15 protein-coding genes and 1 pseudogene are annotated in these 16,558 nt (G+C 75.3%); 9 read left to right on the top strand and 7 right to left on the bottom strand.

Annotated features, from left to right (window positions below):
* The 3 genes from ACRYR8_RS13535 to ACRYR8_RS13525 all read right to left on the bottom strand — a co-directional run.
* Positions 1-866: TspO-related membrane protein (locus ACRYR8_RS13535; RefSeq protein WP_432485088.1), on the bottom strand; the 866-nt coding region annotated here is incomplete at its 3' end.
* A 73-nt stretch (positions 867-939) separates the two neighbouring features.
* Positions 940-1,821, bottom strand: a complete 882-nt coding sequence (locus ACRYR8_RS13530; protein WP_432485087.1) for an endonuclease/exonuclease/phosphatase family protein — start codon at positions 1,819-1,821, stop codon at positions 940-942.
* A 56-nt stretch (positions 1,822-1,877) separates the two neighbouring features.
* Positions 1,878-2,954 carry a DUF4439 domain-containing protein gene (locus ACRYR8_RS13525; RefSeq protein ID WP_432485086.1) on the bottom strand — a complete coding sequence of 359 codons (1,077 nt, stop codon included), beginning with the start codon at positions 2,952-2,954 and terminating at the stop codon, positions 1,878-1,880.
* A 152-nt stretch (positions 2,955-3,106) separates the two neighbouring features.
* Between ACRYR8_RS13525 and rimP the strand changes: the two genes are divergently transcribed.
* The 7 genes and pseudogenes from rimP to truB all read left to right on the top strand — a co-directional run bounded on the left by rimP (position 3,107) and on the right by truB (position 10,367).
* Positions 3,107-3,775: a ribosome maturation factor RimP gene (gene rimP / locus ACRYR8_RS13520; protein ID WP_432485097.1), complete on the top strand. Its 669-nt coding sequence runs from the start codon at positions 3,107-3,109 to the stop codon at positions 3,773-3,775.
* Positions 3,772-4,764 (top strand): transcription termination factor NusA, encoded by a 993-nt coding sequence (gene nusA / locus ACRYR8_RS13515; protein WP_432485085.1) that lies wholly within the window; start codon positions 3,772-3,774, stop codon positions 4,762-4,764. Before rimP ends, nusA begins: the two co-directional genes overlap by 4 nt.
* Before the next feature lie 62 nt (positions 4,765-4,826).
* The gene (locus ACRYR8_RS13510; protein WP_432485095.1) at positions 4,827-5,210 is read left to right on the top strand and encodes a YlxR family protein; all 384 of its coding nucleotides are present in this window, start codon (positions 4,827-4,829) and stop codon (positions 5,208-5,210) included.
* 90 nt (positions 5,211-5,300) lie between these two features.
* Positions 5,301-8,411 carry a translation initiation factor IF-2 gene (gene infB / locus ACRYR8_RS13505; protein WP_432485084.1) on the top strand — a complete coding sequence of 1,037 codons (3,111 nt, stop codon included), beginning with the start codon at positions 5,301-5,303 and terminating at the stop codon, positions 8,409-8,411.
* Positions 8,412-8,516: 105 nt separating this feature from the next.
* Positions 8,517-8,810, top strand: a complete 294-nt coding sequence (locus ACRYR8_RS13500) for a DUF503 domain-containing protein (protein WP_432485083.1) — start codon at positions 8,517-8,519, stop codon at positions 8,808-8,810.
* Positions 8,811-8,832: 22 nt separating this feature from the next.
* Positions 8,833-9,339, top strand: a pseudogene (gene rbfA / locus ACRYR8_RS13495) (30S ribosome-binding factor RbfA); the annotation flags it as partial.
* 152 nt (positions 9,340-9,491) lie between these two features.
* Positions 9,492-10,367: a tRNA pseudouridine(55) synthase TruB gene (truB, locus tag ACRYR8_RS13490; RefSeq protein WP_432485081.1), complete on the top strand. Its 876-nt coding sequence runs from the start codon at positions 9,492-9,494 to the stop codon at positions 10,365-10,367.
* Positions 10,368-10,378: 11 nt separating this feature from the next.
* Here the strand turns inward: truB and ACRYR8_RS13485 are convergent, their stop codons facing one another.
* From ACRYR8_RS13485 to ACRYR8_RS13470, 4 genes are read right to left on the bottom strand one after another with little or no spacing between them, the layout of a single operon-like run.
* Entirely contained in the window at positions 10,379-11,167 is a 789-nt protein-coding gene (locus ACRYR8_RS13485) for an SDR family oxidoreductase (RefSeq protein ID WP_432485080.1), read from the bottom strand.
* Positions 11,164-12,024: a sugar phosphate isomerase/epimerase family protein gene (locus ACRYR8_RS13480; protein WP_432485079.1), complete on the bottom strand. Its 861-nt coding sequence runs from the start codon at positions 12,022-12,024 to the stop codon at positions 11,164-11,166. The genes ACRYR8_RS13485 and ACRYR8_RS13480 overlap by 4 nt, the downstream gene beginning before the upstream one ends.
* Before the next feature lie 34 nt (positions 12,025-12,058).
* Positions 12,059-12,853, bottom strand: coding sequence for a class II aldolase/adducin family protein (locus ACRYR8_RS13475; protein ID WP_432485078.1), 795 nt, complete (start codon positions 12,851-12,853; stop codon positions 12,059-12,061).
* Positions 12,850-14,397, bottom strand: coding sequence for a rhamnulokinase (locus tag ACRYR8_RS13470; RefSeq protein WP_432485077.1), 1,548 nt, complete (start codon positions 14,395-14,397; stop codon positions 12,850-12,852). Before ACRYR8_RS13470 ends, ACRYR8_RS13475 begins: the two co-directional genes overlap by 4 nt.
* A gap of 167 nt (positions 14,398-14,564) precedes the next feature.
* Between ACRYR8_RS13470 and ACRYR8_RS13465 the strand changes: the two genes are divergently transcribed.
* Entirely contained in the window at positions 14,565-15,353 is a 789-nt protein-coding gene (locus tag ACRYR8_RS13465) for a DeoR/GlpR family DNA-binding transcription regulator (protein ID WP_432485076.1), read from the top strand.
* Between the two features lie 173 nt (positions 15,354-15,526).
* On the top strand, positions 15,527-16,555 hold the full coding sequence (locus ACRYR8_RS13460; protein ID WP_432485075.1) for an autoinducer 2 ABC transporter substrate-binding protein: 1,029 nt from the start codon (positions 15,527-15,529) through the stop codon (positions 16,553-16,555).
* The last annotated feature ends 3 nt before the right edge of the window (positions 16,556-16,558 follow it).

Genomic DNA, 16,558 nt, shown 5'->3' with positions numbered 1-16,558 from the left:
GGCCGCCCCGCCCGCCGCCCCCCCCCCCCGGCCCCCCCCCCCCCCCCCCCCCCCGCCCCCGCCCCCCCCCCCCCCCCCCCCCCGCGGCGGTGGTCCCCGCGACCACCGCCGCGGCGGCGCCGGCGGCCACCGCCGCCGGGGTGGAGGCGTCCACTCCGGACAGGCGCCCCACGCACACCCACACCAGTCCCCACGTCAGCGCCGCCCCGAACGCCAGGCGTCCGCTCGTGCGCACCGCGGTGAGCCCCCCCCACGGTCGCGGTGAGGGCGAGCACGGTCACCGCCCACGCAGGCTCCGCGCCGGTCGGCCGGGTCTGCCCCAGCCACGCCGCCGTGTTGGCGACCGCCGCGATGCCGACCCAGCCGAGGTACAGGCCCACGGTGCCGTCGACGACCACCGCCTCGACCCGGCTGTGCGGGCCGGTCGCGACCAGGCGCCCGAAGGCGACGACGAGCACCGCGAGCAGTGCGGCGATGACCAGGACCGAGGTGCCGACCCACCCCGCCTGCACGGTCGCGATCCACACCGGGTTCAGCACCAGCGAGGCCGCCACCCACCAGCCGGTCGCGCGCTGGCGCGCGTCGCGGGTGTGCGCGGGCAGCAGCTGCCACACCGCCAGGGCCACCAGGCCGGCGTAGACGACGCTCCAGATCGCGAACGCCGGGCCCGCGGGCGCCACGAGCGTCGCGTCGGCCGACAGGGCGCCGCCCGCCGCCTCGGCGATCGGGGTGCCTCCGAAGGCGCCGGAGCCGACGGCCGAACCGGCCACGGCGACCAGCGCCCCCGCGGCGACGACGCCCCGGCGCAGCCCGTCTCGAGAGGGGCTGCGGCCGGCGGACCGGGGCAGGGCCGGTGCGGTGCTCACGACGCGATCGTCCGCGGAGCCCGAGCGGTCCGCACTTCGGGGAGCACCCGGGAGGAGCGCCGGTCCGGCCGCCTCAGGGCTCCAGCTCGACGAGCACCGCGGCGTGGTCGGAGGCCCACACCCCGTCCACCGGCTCGGTGGCCACGAGTCGCGCTGCGCGCACCGCACCCTCCCCGGTGAACGGGGTCAGGCCCACCAGCACGTGGTCGATGCGGGCGCTGGGCTGGTGCACGCGCGCCACCCAGGGGTTGCGCCGGTCCCACGTCAGCCCGGGGTCACCCGGGTCGGCGAAGCGCCAGGAGTCGACCAGCACGAAGCCGTCCACGGGGCCGGCGGTCTCGTACCCGCACGCGAGGCGCAGCTCGTCGGAGGTCGCCAGCGCGTTGAAGTCACCGGTGAGCACCGGCGGGTAGCGCTCGCCGCGCCGCCGGCTGGCCGCGACGAACGGCACCAGCTCGCGCACCTGCGCCACCCGCACCGCGGACTCGGCGGGGGAGGAGTTCAGGTGCGTGGTGGTGAAGGGCAGCGGCCGCCGGGGGGTGTCCACGACGACCTGCAGGGCGGTGCGGCCCTCGTCCTCGTGGCCTCCCGCGGGCAGTTCCAGGACGCGCTGCTCCAGCAGCGGGTACCTGCTGAGCACGGCGTTGCCGAAACCCACCTCGCCGGCCGCCGGGTCGTGCGCGGTCAGGCGCCGCTGCCAGCGCTCGGGCCGCGGTGACGGCGAGAAGGCGGCCACCATGCCGAGGCGCTCGGCGAGCCAGTGCGCGAGGTTCTCCCCGCCGTCACCGTGGGTGGCCCACACCTCCTGCAGCCCCACGACGTCGGGCCGGTGCTCGGCGAGGACGGCCAGGATCGCCTCGCGCCGCGCCCGCCAGTCGCCGAAGCGCCACCAGACGTTCCAGGTCATGATCCGCAGCGGTCGGTCGTCCGTCGCGGGTCTTCCGGGTGTGCTCATCTCACCGCTCAGTCTGGCAGCCGCCGCACCGGCGGCGGGTGCGGGTCCGCCGCCGTTCAGGCGCCGGTGGCGCTCGAGCCGGCGGTGGCGGCGGGCAGGGGCAGCCCGTCCTCGCCGACCTCGGGCAGTCCGGGCAGGTTCGTGGTGGTCCCGCCCCAGTTCCGGGCCGCGCGGGCCGCGCGGACCACGCCGGCCGCGGCGAGGAGCCGGTCGTCGCGCGAGGCGGCGGCCAGGTCGGCGTGGACGGCGGCGAGGCGCTCCTCCACCGCGACGGCCAGCAGCACCGCGGCCTCGGGCGTGGGTGCCGCGGCGTCGTAGGCGGCTTCGGCGCCGACCGGTTGCGCCCCCCGTGCGCGCAGCGTGGCCGCGAGCGCGTCGCGCGCCTCGCGGTGCGCGGCCGCGGCGGCCAGCGCCGCGTCCCTCCCCGCGCCGCCCAGGCGGCCGGCGACGAGGCCGTAGGCCCAGACGGCCGCGTGCTCGCCGGCCAGGACCGACTGCAGGGCCGCCACCGCGCCGGTGCCCGGGGGCGTGCTGGGCGCGGTCGCCGCCGGGGCCGGGGTTGCCGACGGGGAGGGTTCGGGGGTGGGGACGTCGGGGGGCTCCGTGCCCGTGCCGGCGGCCGCGGCCTCGTGCAGCAGGACGCGCGAGGCGGCCACCGAGCACAGCAACCGGGCCATGCCACCGCTGACCGCGGGGACGGCCGCGAGGGCGCGGCCGGCCGCGGCGGCGAGTTCCTGCACCAGCGCTGCGGGCTCGTCGGCTGCGGGCGTGCTCGCCGGGACCGCGGTGTCCCCGCCGAGGGCGCGCACGTGGGCGGTGCACGCGTCGACCACCGCGGCGACCGCCTGCTGGGTGGGGACCGGTGCCCGCGGGCTCACCGGTTCCGGCGGGCTCAGCGGCAGCGCCAGCGCCAGGAGCCGGCGCGCGTCGGCGAGGGCCTCCTCCCGCGCCTCGTCGTCGGGTCCGCGCTGCGCGGCGGGAGTGGTCTCGGGCCCGCTCACCCAGCGGACGCCGCAGCCGGCCGCCGCGGGGGTGACCACCAGCGCCGTGAACGCCGTCAGGACCGTGCGGCGGCCGGGCTTGCGGCGCCCTGCGGCCGGACGGCGCGCGGCGGGGCTCGGGGAGGTGGGCACCCCCGGATCGTGCCACGCGCGTGGTCGGGGTGCGGGGGCGCGCCGGGATACCCTGGGCAGTCGTCGTGCCGAGCGGCGGGCCGGCCCCCGGGGTCCGCCCGCCGCTCGCGCGCGCAGAGCTCGAGAGCAGGGGAGGGGCGGTCGTGCCGTCGCTGGACGAGGCCGTGGCCGGGGTGCTGGAGGCCGTCTTCGCGGACGGGAGCCGCTCGGCCGGACTGGCGCTGGAGGAGGTGTCGGTCTCCACCGCCGGCCGCCGGCGCGTGGTGCGCGTGGTGGTGGACCTGGCCGGCGAGGAGCCGGGCGAGGTGGACCTGGAAGCCGTGGCCGTGGTGTCGGCGGCCGTGTCGGAGACGCTGGACTCCTCCGACGTCCTCGGTGCCGCGCCCTACACCCTGGAGGTCACCTCCCCGGGGGTCGACCGCCCGCTGACCGCGCCTCGGCACTGGGCGCGTGCCCGGGGTCGCCTGGTGCGCGCGGTGCTGGCCGGTGGCGGTGAGCTGCTGGGGCGCGTGGAGTCCGTGGACGCGGACGGCGTGCTGCTGCGGCTGGAGCCCCAGCCGGTCAAGGGGCGTCCGCCGCGCGCGAAGGACGTGGGGGTGCCGCGTCAGGTGCTGTTCGCCGAGCTGTTGCGCGGCGAGGTGCAGGTGGAGTTCCGCCGCGCCGGCGCGAGCCCGGACGACGAACCGGGCGAGCTGGACGACGAGCAGGGCGAGCTGGACGACGAGCAGGGCGAGCTGGACGACGAGCAGGGCGAGCTGGACGACGAGCAGGGCGAGCTGGACGACGAGCAGGGCGACGCGGGACGCGAGGACGAGCAGTGAACATCGACATGTCGGCGCTGCGGCTGCTGGAGCGGGAGCGGGAGATCCCGTTCGAGGCGCTGGTGCGCGCCATCGAGCAGGCGCTGCTCATCGCCTACCACCACACCGAGGGGGCGCAGCAGCACGCCCGCGTGGAGCTGGACCGCAGCAGCGGCGAGGTGCGGGTGCTGGCGGCCGAGCGCGACGCCGAGGGGGGCGTGGTGCGCGAGTACGACGACACGCCCGCGGGCTTCGGGCGCATCGCCGCCACGACGGCGCGCCAGGTCATCCTGCAGCGGCTGCGCGACGCCGCCGACGACCAGGTCCTGGGGGAGTACGCCGGCACCGAGGGCGACATCGTCTCCGGTGTCGTGCAGCAGGGCCGGGACCCGCGGGTGGTCCAGGTCGACCTGGGTGCCCTGGAGGGCGTCCTCCCGCCCGCGGAGCAGGTGCCGGGTGAGGAGTACCGCCACGGCACCCGCCTGCGCTGCTACGTGGTGAGCGTGAAGAAGGGGCCCAAGGGCCCGCAGGTGGTCCTCTCGCGGTCGCACCCGAACCTGGTCCGCCGGCTCTTCGCGCTGGAGGTCCCGGAGATCGCCGACGGGACGGTCCAGATCACCGCGCTGTCCCGCGAGGCGGGGCACCGCACCAAGATGGCCGTGCGGGCGACCCGTCCCGGTGTCAACGCCAAGGGTGCGTGCATCGGCCCGGTGGGTCAGCGCGTGCGGGCCGTGATGGCGGAGCTGCACGGCGAGAAGATCGACATCGTGGACCACAGCGACGACCCGGCCCGGTTCGTGGCCAGCGCCCTGTCGCCGGCGCGGGTCTCCTCCGTGGAGGTCGTCGACGCGGAGGCTCGCTCGGCCCGCGTCGTGGTTCCCGACTACCAGCTGTCCCTCGCCATCGGCAAGGAGGGCCAGAACGCGCGGCTGGCCGCGAAGCTCACGGGCTGGCGCATCGACATCCGGCCCGACACCGAGCCCTCGCAGGAGCCGGCCGCTCCGCGCTGACGCCGGAGCGGGTCCGGGTCCCCGCGACCCGCCCGAGCGCGGGTCGGCGCTACACTGTTCCCATCGTTACACTCGCTGAGGCCGGTCGCCCCGACCGGCGACCCACCACCCCCGCCGTCCGTCCCGCCTCGAAGAGCGCGGTCGCGGAACACGCGCGGACGTGCGTTGGTTGCCGTGGTAAGGGCTCCCGGTCGGCCCTGCTGAGGGTCGTCGCGGCGGTCGACGAGGACCTGGTCCTCGTGGACGAGCGACGGCGGCTTCCCGGCAGGGGCGCGTGGCTGCACCACAGCACCGCGTGCCTGGACCAGGCGGAGAAGCGCCGGGCCTTCGCCCGTGCGCTGCGACGCACCGGTCCCCTCGACACCTCCGGCGTGCGGTCCTTCTTGGGCTCGTCCGCCGGGGTGGTCGTTCCCACCACCACCGATGAGAGCGGGTCGAACAGCTGATGAGCACCCGATGAGCTCGTGCAGATGAACCCCGACGACTGACGACGGTCCGCGCCCGGTAGTGGTGGCCCGGACCGAGACAGGAGAGATGTGGCAAAGGTCCGGGTCTACGAACTCGCCAAGGAGTTCGGAGTCGAGAGCAAGGTCGTACTGGCCACGCTGAAGGAGATGGGCGAGTTCGTCCGGTCGGCGAGCTCGACCGTCGAGCCGCCGGTCATCCGACGGCTGAAGGACAAGTTCCCCGCGGACGGCGCCTCCGGTGGCGCGCGTCCCACCCCCGCCGCGAAGCCGGGTCCCCGCCTGCCGCAGGGTGCCCGTCCGGGCCCCGCGCGTCCGGCTGCTCCCGCGCCCGCCGCTCCGCCGGCACCGGCTGCGCCGTCCGCGCCCGCCGCTCCGGCGGCCGGGGGCCAGGCGCCGGCCGCGCCCCAGCCCGGCCCGGCGCCCGTGCGCCCGGCTCCGGCTGCGTCGGCTTCCCCCGCCTTCCAGGCGCCCGCGCCGACCGAGCCCACCGCGCCGCAGCAGCGGCCGGCAGCACCCGGTCCGGCGCGCCCGGTGCCCGGCGGTCCCCGTCCGTCCACCCCGCCCGCTGCGGGTGGTCCCGGCGCCCCGGCCGGCCCCGGCGCCCGCCCGGGCGCACGGCCCGGTGGGCCTGCGGCCCCCGGTGCCCGTCCCGGCGCCCCCGCCGGTCCCGGCGCCCGTCGCCCCGGTCCGCCGGAGCGCGCTGAGCGCCCCGCTCCCGGTGGTGACCGTCCTCGCGGTGAGCGTCCCGACCGCGGTGAGCGTCCCGACCGCGGTGAGCGTCCCGCTCAGGGAGCGCGCCCCGGTGCGGGTGCCCCCGGCGGTGCCCGTCCGGGTGCGCCGCGTCCCGGCAACAACCCGTTCGCCAACAGCCAGGGCATGCCGCGCCCGCAGGGTGGTCCCCGTCCTGGCAACAACCCGTTCGCCAACAGCCAGGGCATGCCGCGCCCGCAGGGTGGTCCGCGTCCGGGTGCCGCCGGCCCGGGTGGCCCGCGTCCCGGTGCCGCCGGTCCCGGTGGCCCGCGTCCCGGTGGGCCCCGCCCGAACCCCGGCATGATGCCGGCGCGCCCGACGGTCGGTCGTCCGGGTGCTCCCGCCGGTCGTCCGGGGGCCCCCGGCCGTGGTGGTCCCGGTGGTGGTCGCGGTGGTTTCGGTGGCCGTCCCGGTGGTCCCGGTGGCGGTCCCGGCGGTGGCGGTGGCGGCTTCGCCGGCCGTCCCGGTGGTCCCGGCCGCGGTGGCCGTGGCGGCACGCAGGGCGCCTTCGGGCGCGCCGGTGGCCGGCCGGTCCGCGGGCGCAAGTCCAAGCGCGCCAAGCGCCAGGAGTACGAGGCGATGCAGGCTCCCTCGGTGGGGGGTGTGCAGGTCCCGCGCGGGGACGGCTCGACCGTCGTCCGCATCCGTCGCGGCGCCTCGCTGACGGACTTCGCCGACCGCATCGACGCGAACCCCGCGTCGCTGGTCACGGTGCTGTTCCACCTCGGTGAGATGGCCACCGCGACGCAGTCGCTGGACGAGGACACCTTCCAGACCCTGGGTGCCGAGCTCGGCTACGTCATCGAGATCGTGTCGCCGGAGGACGAGGAGCGCGAGCTGCTCGCGTCGTTCTCCATCGACCTCGACGCGGAGCTGGAGGCCGAGGGCGACGAGGAGCTCGAGGCGCGTCCTCCGGTCGTGACCGTCATGGGTCACGTCGACCACGGCAAGACCAAGCTCCTGGACGCCATCCGGTCCACCGACGTGGTGGCCAAGGAGGCCGGCGGCATCACCCAGACCATCGGTGCCTACCAGGTCTCCAAGGAGCACGAGGGCGTCGAGCGCGCCATCACCTTCATCGACACCCCGGGTCACGAGGCCTTCACGGCCATGCGTGCGCGCGGTGCGAAGGTGACCGACATCGCGATCCTCGTGGTCGCGGCGGACGACGGCGTGATGCCCCAGACCATCGAGGCGCTCAACCACGCCCAGGCGGCGGACGTGCCGATCGTGGTCGCGGTCAACAAGGTCGACAAGGAGGGCGCGAACCCGGCGAAGGTCCGGCAGCAGCTCACCGAGTACAACCTGGTGGCCGAGGAGTACGGCGGCGAGACGATGTTCGTCGACGTGTCCGCCAAGCAGGGTATGGGCCTGGACAGCCTCCTGGAGGCCGTCCTGCTCACCGCCGACGCGGCGCTGGACCTGCGGGCCAACCCCGACAAGGACGCGCGCGGCGTGGCCATCGAGGCGAGCCTGGACAAGGGCCGCGGTCCGGTCGCGACGGTGCTGGTGCAGTCCGGCACCCTGCGCGTCGGCGACGCGATCGTCGCGGGTACCGGGTACGGCCGCGTGCGAGCGATGCTCGACGAGCACGGCACGGCCTTGACGGAGGCGACCCCGTCGCGTCCGGTCCAGGTGCTCGGCCTGACGTCGGTTCCCGGTGCCGGGGACACCTTCCTGGTGGCTCCCGACGACCGCACCGCCCGGCAGATCGCGGAGAAGCGCGACGCCGCCGAGCGCAGCGCCATGCTGGCGAAGTCCCGCAAGCGCATCAGCCTGGAGGACTTCACCAAGGCGCTCGAGCAGGGCAAGGTCGAGACCCTCAACCTCATCCTCAAGGGTGACGGTGCGGGCTCGGTCGAGGCCCTGGAGGACGCCCTGCTGAAGATCGACGTGGGCGAAGAGGTGGAGCTGCGCGTCATCGACCGCGGCGTCGGTGCGATCACGAAGAACAACGTGAACCTCGCCGTGGCCTCGAACGCGATCATCCTCGGCTTCAGCGTCCGGCCCGAGAGCCAGACGCGGGAGTACGCAGAGCGCGAGGGCGTCGACATCCGGTACTACTCGGTCATCTACCAGGCGATCGAGGACGTGGAGAACGCCCTGCGGGGCATGCTCAAGCCGGAGTTCGAGGAGGTCCAGCTCGGGACCGCGGAGATCCGCGAGATCTTCCGCTCCTCCAAGTTCGGCAACATCGCCGGCACCCTGGTGCGCTCGGGGATCATCCGGCGCAACACCAAGGCGCGCGTGCTGCGCAACGGTGTGGTGCACGGGGACAACCTCACGATCGAGTCGCTGCGGCGGTTCAAGGACGACGCGACCGAGGTCCGCGAGGGCTTCGAGTGCGGTATCGGCCTGGGCTCGTACAACGACCTGCAGATCGGCGACGTCATCGAGACGTTCGAGATGCGCGAGAAGCCGCGCGGCTGACGCGGTGATCGACGGCCGGGGCGGGACCTCCCTCCCGCCCCGGCCGTTCCCGTCCGCGCCCGCGGGCGGGGGACCGAGCGCGCGGGGGAGGCCGCACCCCTCGACGTGTTCACAGGCACCCTGACGTTCGACCTCCTCCTCGGCGACGTCCACTCGCTCAAGGGCAAGCGCAGCGTGGTGCGGCCACTGGTCGCCGAGCTGCGCCGCTCCTTCGACGTGGCCGCCGCCGAGACCGGGTCCCTCGACCTGCACCGGCGCGCCGAGGTGGCCGTGGCGGTCGTCGCCCCCGACGCCGCCCGCTGCACCGACGTGCTGGACCGGTGCGAGCGGCTCGTGTCGGCGCACCCCGAGTTCCAGATCCTCTCCACCCGGCGGCAGTTCCTGTCGTCGGACGACTGAGCACCTCCAGGAGGGAAGTCCCGTGGCGGACCCCACTCGCGCCCGCAAGCTCGCCGACCGCATCAAGGTCGTCGTGGCAGAGGCGCTCGAGAAGCGCGTGAAGGACCCCCGTCTGGGGTTCGTCACCATCACCGACGCCCGGGTCACCAACGACCTGCAGCACGCGACGCTGTACTACACGGTGTTCGGCAGCGACGAGGAGCGCGCCGGCACGGCCGCCGCCCTCGAGAGCGCCAAGGGCGTGCTGCGCTCGGAGGTCGGCAAGCGCACCGGTGTGCGGCTGACCCCGACGCTGACCTTCGCCACCGACGAGGTGCCCGAGACGGCCACCCAGATCGAGGAGCTGCTGCGCGCAGCGGCCGAGCAGGACGCCCGCGTCGCGGCGCTGGCCGCGTCGGCGCAGCCGGCCGGCGAGGCCGACCCGTACAAGAAGCCCGTCGTGGACGACTTCGACGACGAGGACGACGAGGAGGACGAGGACGCGGACGAGGAGGACGACGACATCGACGACATCGACGACCTCGACGACCTCGACGACCTCGACGACCTCGACGGCGAGGAGCAGGACGACGACCGGGACCCGGGTGACGGGGCCCCCGGCACCGCCCGGCCCCTCGCCTGACGCCCGGCGTGGGAGACGGCGAGCGGGTGGGGACGGGAGCGGCCCGGACGCGCCCGGACGTGGGTGACGGCATCCTCGTCGTGGACAAGCCGGCCGGGTGGACCAGCCACGACGTGGTGGGCCGCTGCCGGCGCCTGCTCGGCACCCGCCGCGTCGGCCACGCCGGCACCCTGGACCCCGCGGCGACCGGTGTGCTCGTCCTGGGTGCCAACCGGGGCACGAAGTTCCTCACCCACCTCGTCGCCCACGACAAGGCGTACACGGCCACGGTGCGGCTCGGGCTGGCGACCACGACCGACGACGCGCAGGGCGAGCCGCTGGGCGAGCCCGCCGACGCGACCGCGCTGGGCGGGGACGCCGTCGGGGCGGCGGTGCGCGCGCTGACGGGGGCTATCCAGCAGGTGCCCAGCTCCGTGAGCGCCATCAAGGTCGACGGCAAGCGTTCCTACGCCCGGGTGCGCGGCGGGGAGACCGTGGACCTGCCGGCCCGCCCCGTGACCGTCTCCCGCTTCGAGGTGCTGGACCACCGCGTGGAGGCTCCCTTCGTGGACCTCGACGTGGAGGTCGAGGTCTCCAGCGGCACGTACGTGCGCGCGCTGGCCCGTGACCTCGGTGCCGCGCTGGGTGTCGGCGGCCACCTGACGGCGCTGCGCCGCACCCGTTCGGGCCCGTTCACGCTCGCCGAGGCGCGCACCCTGGCGGAGCTCGAGCAGCGCCCCGCCGTCACCGGGCTGGCCGAGGTGGCCCGGCGGTTGTTCCCCGTGCGCGACCTCGACGAGGCCGAGACGGGGAAGGTGGCGCACGGGGGGTTCACGGCGCCGTCCGGCCACGAGGGCCCGGTCGCCGCCTTCGCGCCCGGCGGCACGCTGGTGGCGCTGCTGGGCGACACCGCCCGCGGGGCGAAGCCCCTGCTCGTGCTGACGCCCGCCGGCTGACCCGGCGGGCTTCAGACCAGCGTGTAGCCGCCGTCGATGGCGATCGACTGGCCGGTGACGTACCGGGAGGCGTCGGAGGCCAGGAACGCGACCAGCCCGTCGAGGTCCTCGGGCTCGCCCATGCGCCCCAGCGGGGTGAGTTCCTCCCATCGCCGGCGCAGGTCGGGGTTGGCGTCGGTGAACTGCCGGGTCATGTCGGACAGGAAGTAGCCGGGGGAGACGGCGTTCACCCGGACTCCCGCACCGGCCCACTCCACGGCCAGCGACGCGGTGAGGTGCGTGACCCCCGCCTTGGACGCGTTGTACGCGGCCTGGCGCTGCGGCACGTTGACGATCGTGGCGGACATCGAGGCCACGTTGACGACCGCGCCGCGGCGGGCGGGCACGGCGCGACGGCCGAACGCCTGGCAGGCGAGGAACGTCCCCGTGAGGTTGACGTCGAGGACCCTTCGCCACTGCTCGACGGGCTGGTCCAGCGCGTCCGCCCAGACGGCGATGCCCGCGGCGTTGACCAGGACGCGCGGCGTGCCGAGCTCGGCCTCCACGCGCTGGAACGCCGCCTCGATCGAGTCCGGGTCGGTCACGTCGGTGACCGTCCCGAGCGCCGCGGCGCCCGTCTCGCCGTGCAGGCGCGTCCCCTCCTCCTCCACCGTCCTAAGCAGGTCGAGCAGCGCCACGGACATGCCCTGCCGGGCCAGCGCCGCGGCCATCGACCGCCCCAGCCCGCGGCCGCCGCCGGTGACGACGGCGACGCCGCCGGCCAGGTCGGGGTGGACCGCTTCGCGCGCCGGGCCGCTCACCGGGCCAGCCCCTCCTTCGCGAACCGCAGCGCGTCGCGGGCCAGGGCCCTGTTGTCGGTCCACAGGTTCCGCCAGATCGCGAGGGAGTTGGAGAGGGTGGGGTGCACGACCTCGGAGGAGAACGACTCGAAGGTCACGATGCCGTCGTACTCCACCTCGCGCAGGGCCGTGAAGAACTCCTCCCACGGGATCGTCCCGGTCCCCAGCGCCCCCCGGTGGGACTCGCCGATGTGCACGTACCCGAGCTTCCCCGCGGCGGCGGCGGCCCGGACGGCTCCGGAGAACGACCGCTCCTCGATGTTCATGTGGTACGTGTCGAGGTGGGCGACGACGTTGTCGCGACCGACGGCGGCGATGTAGTCGAGGGTCTGCTGCACGGTGTTGACGACGTTGGTCTCGTACCGGTTGCAGAACTCGATGCCCAGGGTGATGCCGGAGGCGGCGGCCTCGTCGGCCAGCCAGGCGATCGTCTCCTGCGAGTTCGCCATGCCCCGTTCGGTGACCGGGCCGTCGTACTTGCCGAGCTTGGAGTAGATCACCCCGCACAGGACGCTGCCACCGACGTCGCGCACGACCCGCAGGGCCTGGCCCAGGCGTTCGCGTCCGCGGGCCACGACCTCGGGGTCCTCGCTGGAGACGTCGGTCGACTCGTCCAGCCCCAGGGACCCGCTGGCCCGCAGGCCGTGCTCGGCGAGCAGGCGGGCGGTCGTGGCGGTGTCGAAACCGCTGGGGTCGATGAGGGCGAGCTCGATGAGGTCGTAACCGGCCTCGGCGGTCGAGGTGATCGCGGCCCGCGCCTCGGTCTCGCTCCAGCCTCCCGTCCACACGAGGGCGTGGACGCCGTGGGTGGTGCTCATGGTCTTCCTCCCGGGGGTCGGGACCGGCTGGGGGTCAGGGGCGCGTGCCGCCGCGTAGTGCGCGGCTGCGGTCGGCGATGTCGGAGCGGGCGAAGAAGCTGGCGACCGAGTCGGCGGGCAGCGGCCGCACCCCGCCGGCGGCAGCTGCGGCCAGCCGCACGAGGGCTGCCTTGACCGTCATCCGGGTGATGGCGTCGACGGCCTCGGCGGTGGGTGCGTTGACGACGATCCCGTGGTTCCCGAGCAGGACCAGGCGGGGCAGCTCCCCGTACCGGTCGGCGTGACGGGCGACCGCGGCCAGGTAGTCGCGGCCCAGGTCGATGCCCGGCTGGGCGTAGGGCACGAACAGTGGCCGGCCCAGCACGACGGCCTCGTCGGAGTAGGCGAAGGATTCCCAGGCACGGGCGGCGTGCCGGCCGGCCAGCAGGCCCGTGACGGCGGTGGGGTGGGTGTGGCCGACGAACTCCACGGCCTCGACGGCGCGTGCGGCGACGTGGACGGGGGTCTCGATCGACGCCCGCCGGCGCCGGCCGGCGTGCTCGCCGGCGTCGAGGGCCGCGCTGAGGTCCTCCTGCGTGGCGGCGGGGTCGCGCAGCAGGTCCAGCACCCGCCCGGTGTCGACGACCGCGAAGTCCTCCGCGGTGGCGCGCGCCATGCCGGAGCCGGACGTCTTCACGACCACGCGCCCGTCGTTCAGCAGTTGCGAGGTGTTGCCCTCCGCCAGGATGACCAGGTCGCGGTCCGGGTCGCCGAGGAGGCGGGTGAGGGACAGCAGTTCCGCGCTCACCAGGGAGGGGTCCCAGCGGGTGGCCGTGCTCGGGGTGCTCATCGCCTCTCCGTGGTGGCGAGTCGTCCGGTCGGGTCCACCCGCCGCGGCTCGCGGGCGGCGACGGCCCGGTCGAGCCGGTCGGCGGCCTCGGCCCAGGCGTCGGCGCCCGGGCCGCCGGCAGCGGTGTCCTCGGGTTCCAGCACGCGTCCCTCGATGCTGGCGGCGACGACGCGGCGCAGGTCGGTCAGGTCCCGCAGTTCGCCCAGGGCGATGAGCTGCACGCCGGCGTTGCCGAGCGCGGTGGCCTCGACGGCGCCGCAGCGCACGGGCAGCCCGGTGGCGGCGGCCGTGGCCCGGGCCAGCCCGAGGTGCTGCGAGCCCCCGCCGGTGACGTCGATCGCGGTGGGCGCGGCCCCCGTCGCCGCCGCGACCTCGTCCACGACGGCGCGGTAGGTCAGGGCCAGGGAGTCCACGATGCACCGGGCGACGGCGCCGGGCGTGGCCGGCACGGGCTCGCCGTGGGCGGCGCACCAGGCCCGGATCCGCCCGGGCACGTCGCCGGGAGCGACGAACTCCTCGGCGTCGGGGTCCACGAGGCTGCGCAGCGGTGGCTCGGCCGCGGCCAGCGAGGCCAGGGCCGGGTAATCGAGGACGAGGCCCTCGCGCGCCCACCACCGCCGGCACTCCTGCAGCAGCCACAGCCCCGCCACGTTGCGCAGCAGCAGGTCGCGGTCGCCGTGGCGGTCCCCGGCGCCGGCCTCGCGGCTGAGCGCGGGCGAACGCTGCGGACCCGTGCCCGGGGCGACCTCCGCCCCGATCAGCGACCAGGTGCCCGAGGAGCAGAACAGCGCCCCCGGTGCGGCGAGCGGCGTCGCGGCGACCGCGCTCGCGGTGTCGTGCGCGGCCGGGACGACGACCCGCGCGCCCCGGAGCCCGCCGCCGGCGAGGTCTCCGGTGAGGGGGCCGGAGTCGGTGCCCGCGTCCACGACCTCGGGCAGGATCCGTTCCGGCACGCCGAGGTCGGCGAGCAGGCCGGTGTCCCAGCGCCGTGCGCCCGTGTCGTAGGCACCGGTCGTCGACGCGAGGGTCCGCTCGGTCGCCCGCGTCCCGGACAGCCGGTGGTGGACGAGGTCGGGGAGCATGAGGAGCAGGTCGGCCCGGGTGAGGCGGTCGCCCTCCACGGCGTCGGCGTGCAGGCCGAACACCGTGTTGATGGCTTCCACGCGGGCCCCGCTCGCGGCGGTCAGCCGCTGCCGGCCGACCGTCCGCACCGCGGAGTCCAGGCCGCGCCGCTGCCGGGGGTCGCGGTAGCAGGTGGGCCGGTCCACCAGCGTGCCGTCGGCGCCCAGCAGCGCGTAGTCCACGCCCCAGCCGTCGACCCCCACCGAGGCGACGTCGGTGTGCGTGGCGAGTTCGCCCAGGGCCCGTTCGGTCCGCTCGAGGAGGTGGTGCACGTCCCAGCGCAGCGCACCGTCGCGGTGGGTGGGCGCGTGCGGGAACCGGTCGACGGTGCGCCAGTGGAGGCGACGGCCGTCGAAGGACACCGCCACCACCCGCCCGCTCTCGGCGCCGAGGTCGACCGCGGCCACGGTGCGGGCGCTCACGCGTTGCCGCCCGGGGGCGTCCCGGCGTGCGTACCTGTCACTGCGCACCACGTCCTCGTGACGGTTCCGCCCGCTGCGCCGCGAACGGAGTGAGTTCGGTGCTGTGAAACCTAGCGTCCTCGCACACCGGCGGCAAGGATCCCCGCGTTACCCTCGTCCCCGCCGCGGTGGTCGCCGTGGGGGAGGAGGCGCAGGTGTCGCTGGCGGGTACCCCCGATGCCGAGGCGCGGCGAGCGCGGCTGCGCGAAACCCTGCTGAGCCAGGGTGTCGTCCTCCTGGCCGACGCGGCGCGCCGGTTCGAGGTGCACCCCATGACGATCCGGCGGGACTTCGAGCACCTGGAGAACTCGGGTCTGGCCCGGCGGGTGCGAGGCGGCATCGTGAGCGCCGGCGGAGAGGGTTTCGCGCAGCGACGGAACCGGCGGGCCGCCGCGAAGCGGCGCATCGGCCGCAAGCTCCTCGAACTCGTCGAGCCCGGGTGCGCCCTGGGCCTTGACTCCTCGACGACCGTCCACGCGCTTGCCGAGGTCGTGACTGCGGGACAGGGGATCTCCGTGGTGACGACGGGACTGGAAGCCTTCGACACCCTGCGTGGGCGCGGGGGAGTCCGCTGTTACCTGACGGGTGGCGAGCACGAGGAGGAGAACTCCAGCCTGGTCGGCCCGCTCGCGGTGAACGCACTGCGGACGTTCCACCTGGACGTCTGCTTCCTGTCGGCGCTCGGCGTGCACCCCGTGACCGGGACCAGCGAGTCGACCCTGGAGCAGGCGAGTGTGAAGGAGGCCATGGCCTCGGCCTCGGCCCGGGTGGTGCTGGCGGTCGACTCCAGCAAGCTCGGTTCGCGCTCGAGGGTCCGCGCGCTCCCCCTGGAGCGGGCGGACGTCCTCGTCACCGAACTCGACCCCGCCGACGAACGGCTCGAGGAGTACCGCCACCGGGTCGGGGAACTGCGCTGAGGAGACGCCCGTGCACGAGCGTTGACGCGGTTCCTCCCCCCACTTAACATCCTTCACAGCGCCGACCCGCGCACCGCGAACGCCGACGGTCACCGACGACCCCGGGGCGCGCGATCGGGAACGCCCCGCCGGGTGCTCGTGCGGGCCGTCCTCCCACCACCTGAGGAGAGTCGATGAGCAACCTCCGATTCCTGGCGGCCGCAGCCGCCACGCTCGTGCTCACCGCCGGCGCCACCGGCTGCACGTCGCGCAACGACACGGCAACGGAGGGCGAGGCCGCCTCCGACGGGCCCGTGCGCATCGCGTTCGTGCCCAAGCTGCAGGGCTCCCCGTACTTCGAGGCCATGGACGCCGGTGCCCAGCGCGCCGAGGAGGAGCTCGGCGACATCGAGTGGCTCTACCAGGGCCCGACCACCGCCGACGCGGCGCAGCAGGCCGACGTCGTCCGCTCGTTCATCCAGCAGCAGGTCGACGTGCTCGTCGTGGCGCCCAACGACCCCGACTCCATGGCTCCCGTGCTGCAGGAGGCGCAGGCCGCCGGCATCGACGTGGCGACCTCCGACACCGACGCCCCGAACTCGGTGCGCGAGGTGTTCGTGAACCAGGCCACCGCCGACGGCATCGCCAAGCAGGTCATCGACTCCCTCGCCGCCGCCATGGGTGAGACGGGGGAGTTCGCCATCGTCTCGTGCGGGGAGACCGCGGAGAACCTGAACTCCTGGATCGCGGCGGAGAAGGAGTACGTCGCCGCGGAGTACCCGGGCATGACGCTCACGGAGGTCGGTTTCTCCGGTGAGGACCAGGCCGCGAACGCGCAGATGGCCACGGACTACATGAACGCCAACCCGAACCTCAAGGGCCTCATCGGGCAGTGCACCACCTCCGCCGTCGGCGTGGCGCAGGCCGTGCGCGACGCCGGGCGGATCGGGGAGGTCTTCACCGTGGGCGTCGGCACGCCGCAGTCGATGAAGCCGTACCTGGAGGACGGGTCTTCCTCCGCTTCGATCCTCTGGGACGTGGAGAACTTCGGCTACCTCACGGCCTGGGCCGGCCGGCAGCTCGCCCTCGGTGAGGGGTTCCAGGAGACGAACGAGGTCAGCGACGAGCTGGGCGCGGTCGAGTACGTCGAGGAGGAGAAGATGCTCGTCCTGGGACCCGCGCTGGAGATCACCCCCGACAACGTCGACGACTTCGACTACTGATCG

Origin of the sequence: Kineococcus esterisolvens (assembly GCF_050871405.1) — a bacterium.
Classification (GTDB): Bacteria; Actinomycetota; Actinomycetes; order Actinomycetales; family Kineococcaceae; genus Kineococcus.
The sequence above is the reverse complement of the archived record's forward strand: the minus strand, read 5'-3'. Positions and strand labels throughout refer to the sequence as shown.

What these genes read in the sequence shown, in the direction of transcription:
- ACRYR8_RS13460 (WP_432485075.1), top strand. Translation starts at nt 15,527, where the DNA reads ATGAGCAACCTCCGATTCCTGGCGGCCGCAGCCGCCACGCTCGTGCTC.
- ACRYR8_RS13530 (WP_432485087.1), bottom strand. Translation starts at nt 1,821, where the DNA reads ATGAGCACACCCGGAAGACCCGCGACGGACGACCGACCGCTGCGGATC.
- ACRYR8_RS13475 (WP_432485078.1), bottom strand. Translation starts at nt 12,853, where the DNA reads ATGAGCACCCCGAGCACGGCCACCCGCTGGGACCCCTCCCTGGTGAGC.
- ACRYR8_RS13480 (WP_432485079.1), bottom strand. Translation starts at nt 12,024, where the DNA reads ATGAGCACCACCCACGGCGTCCACGCCCTCGTGTGGACGGGAGGCTGG.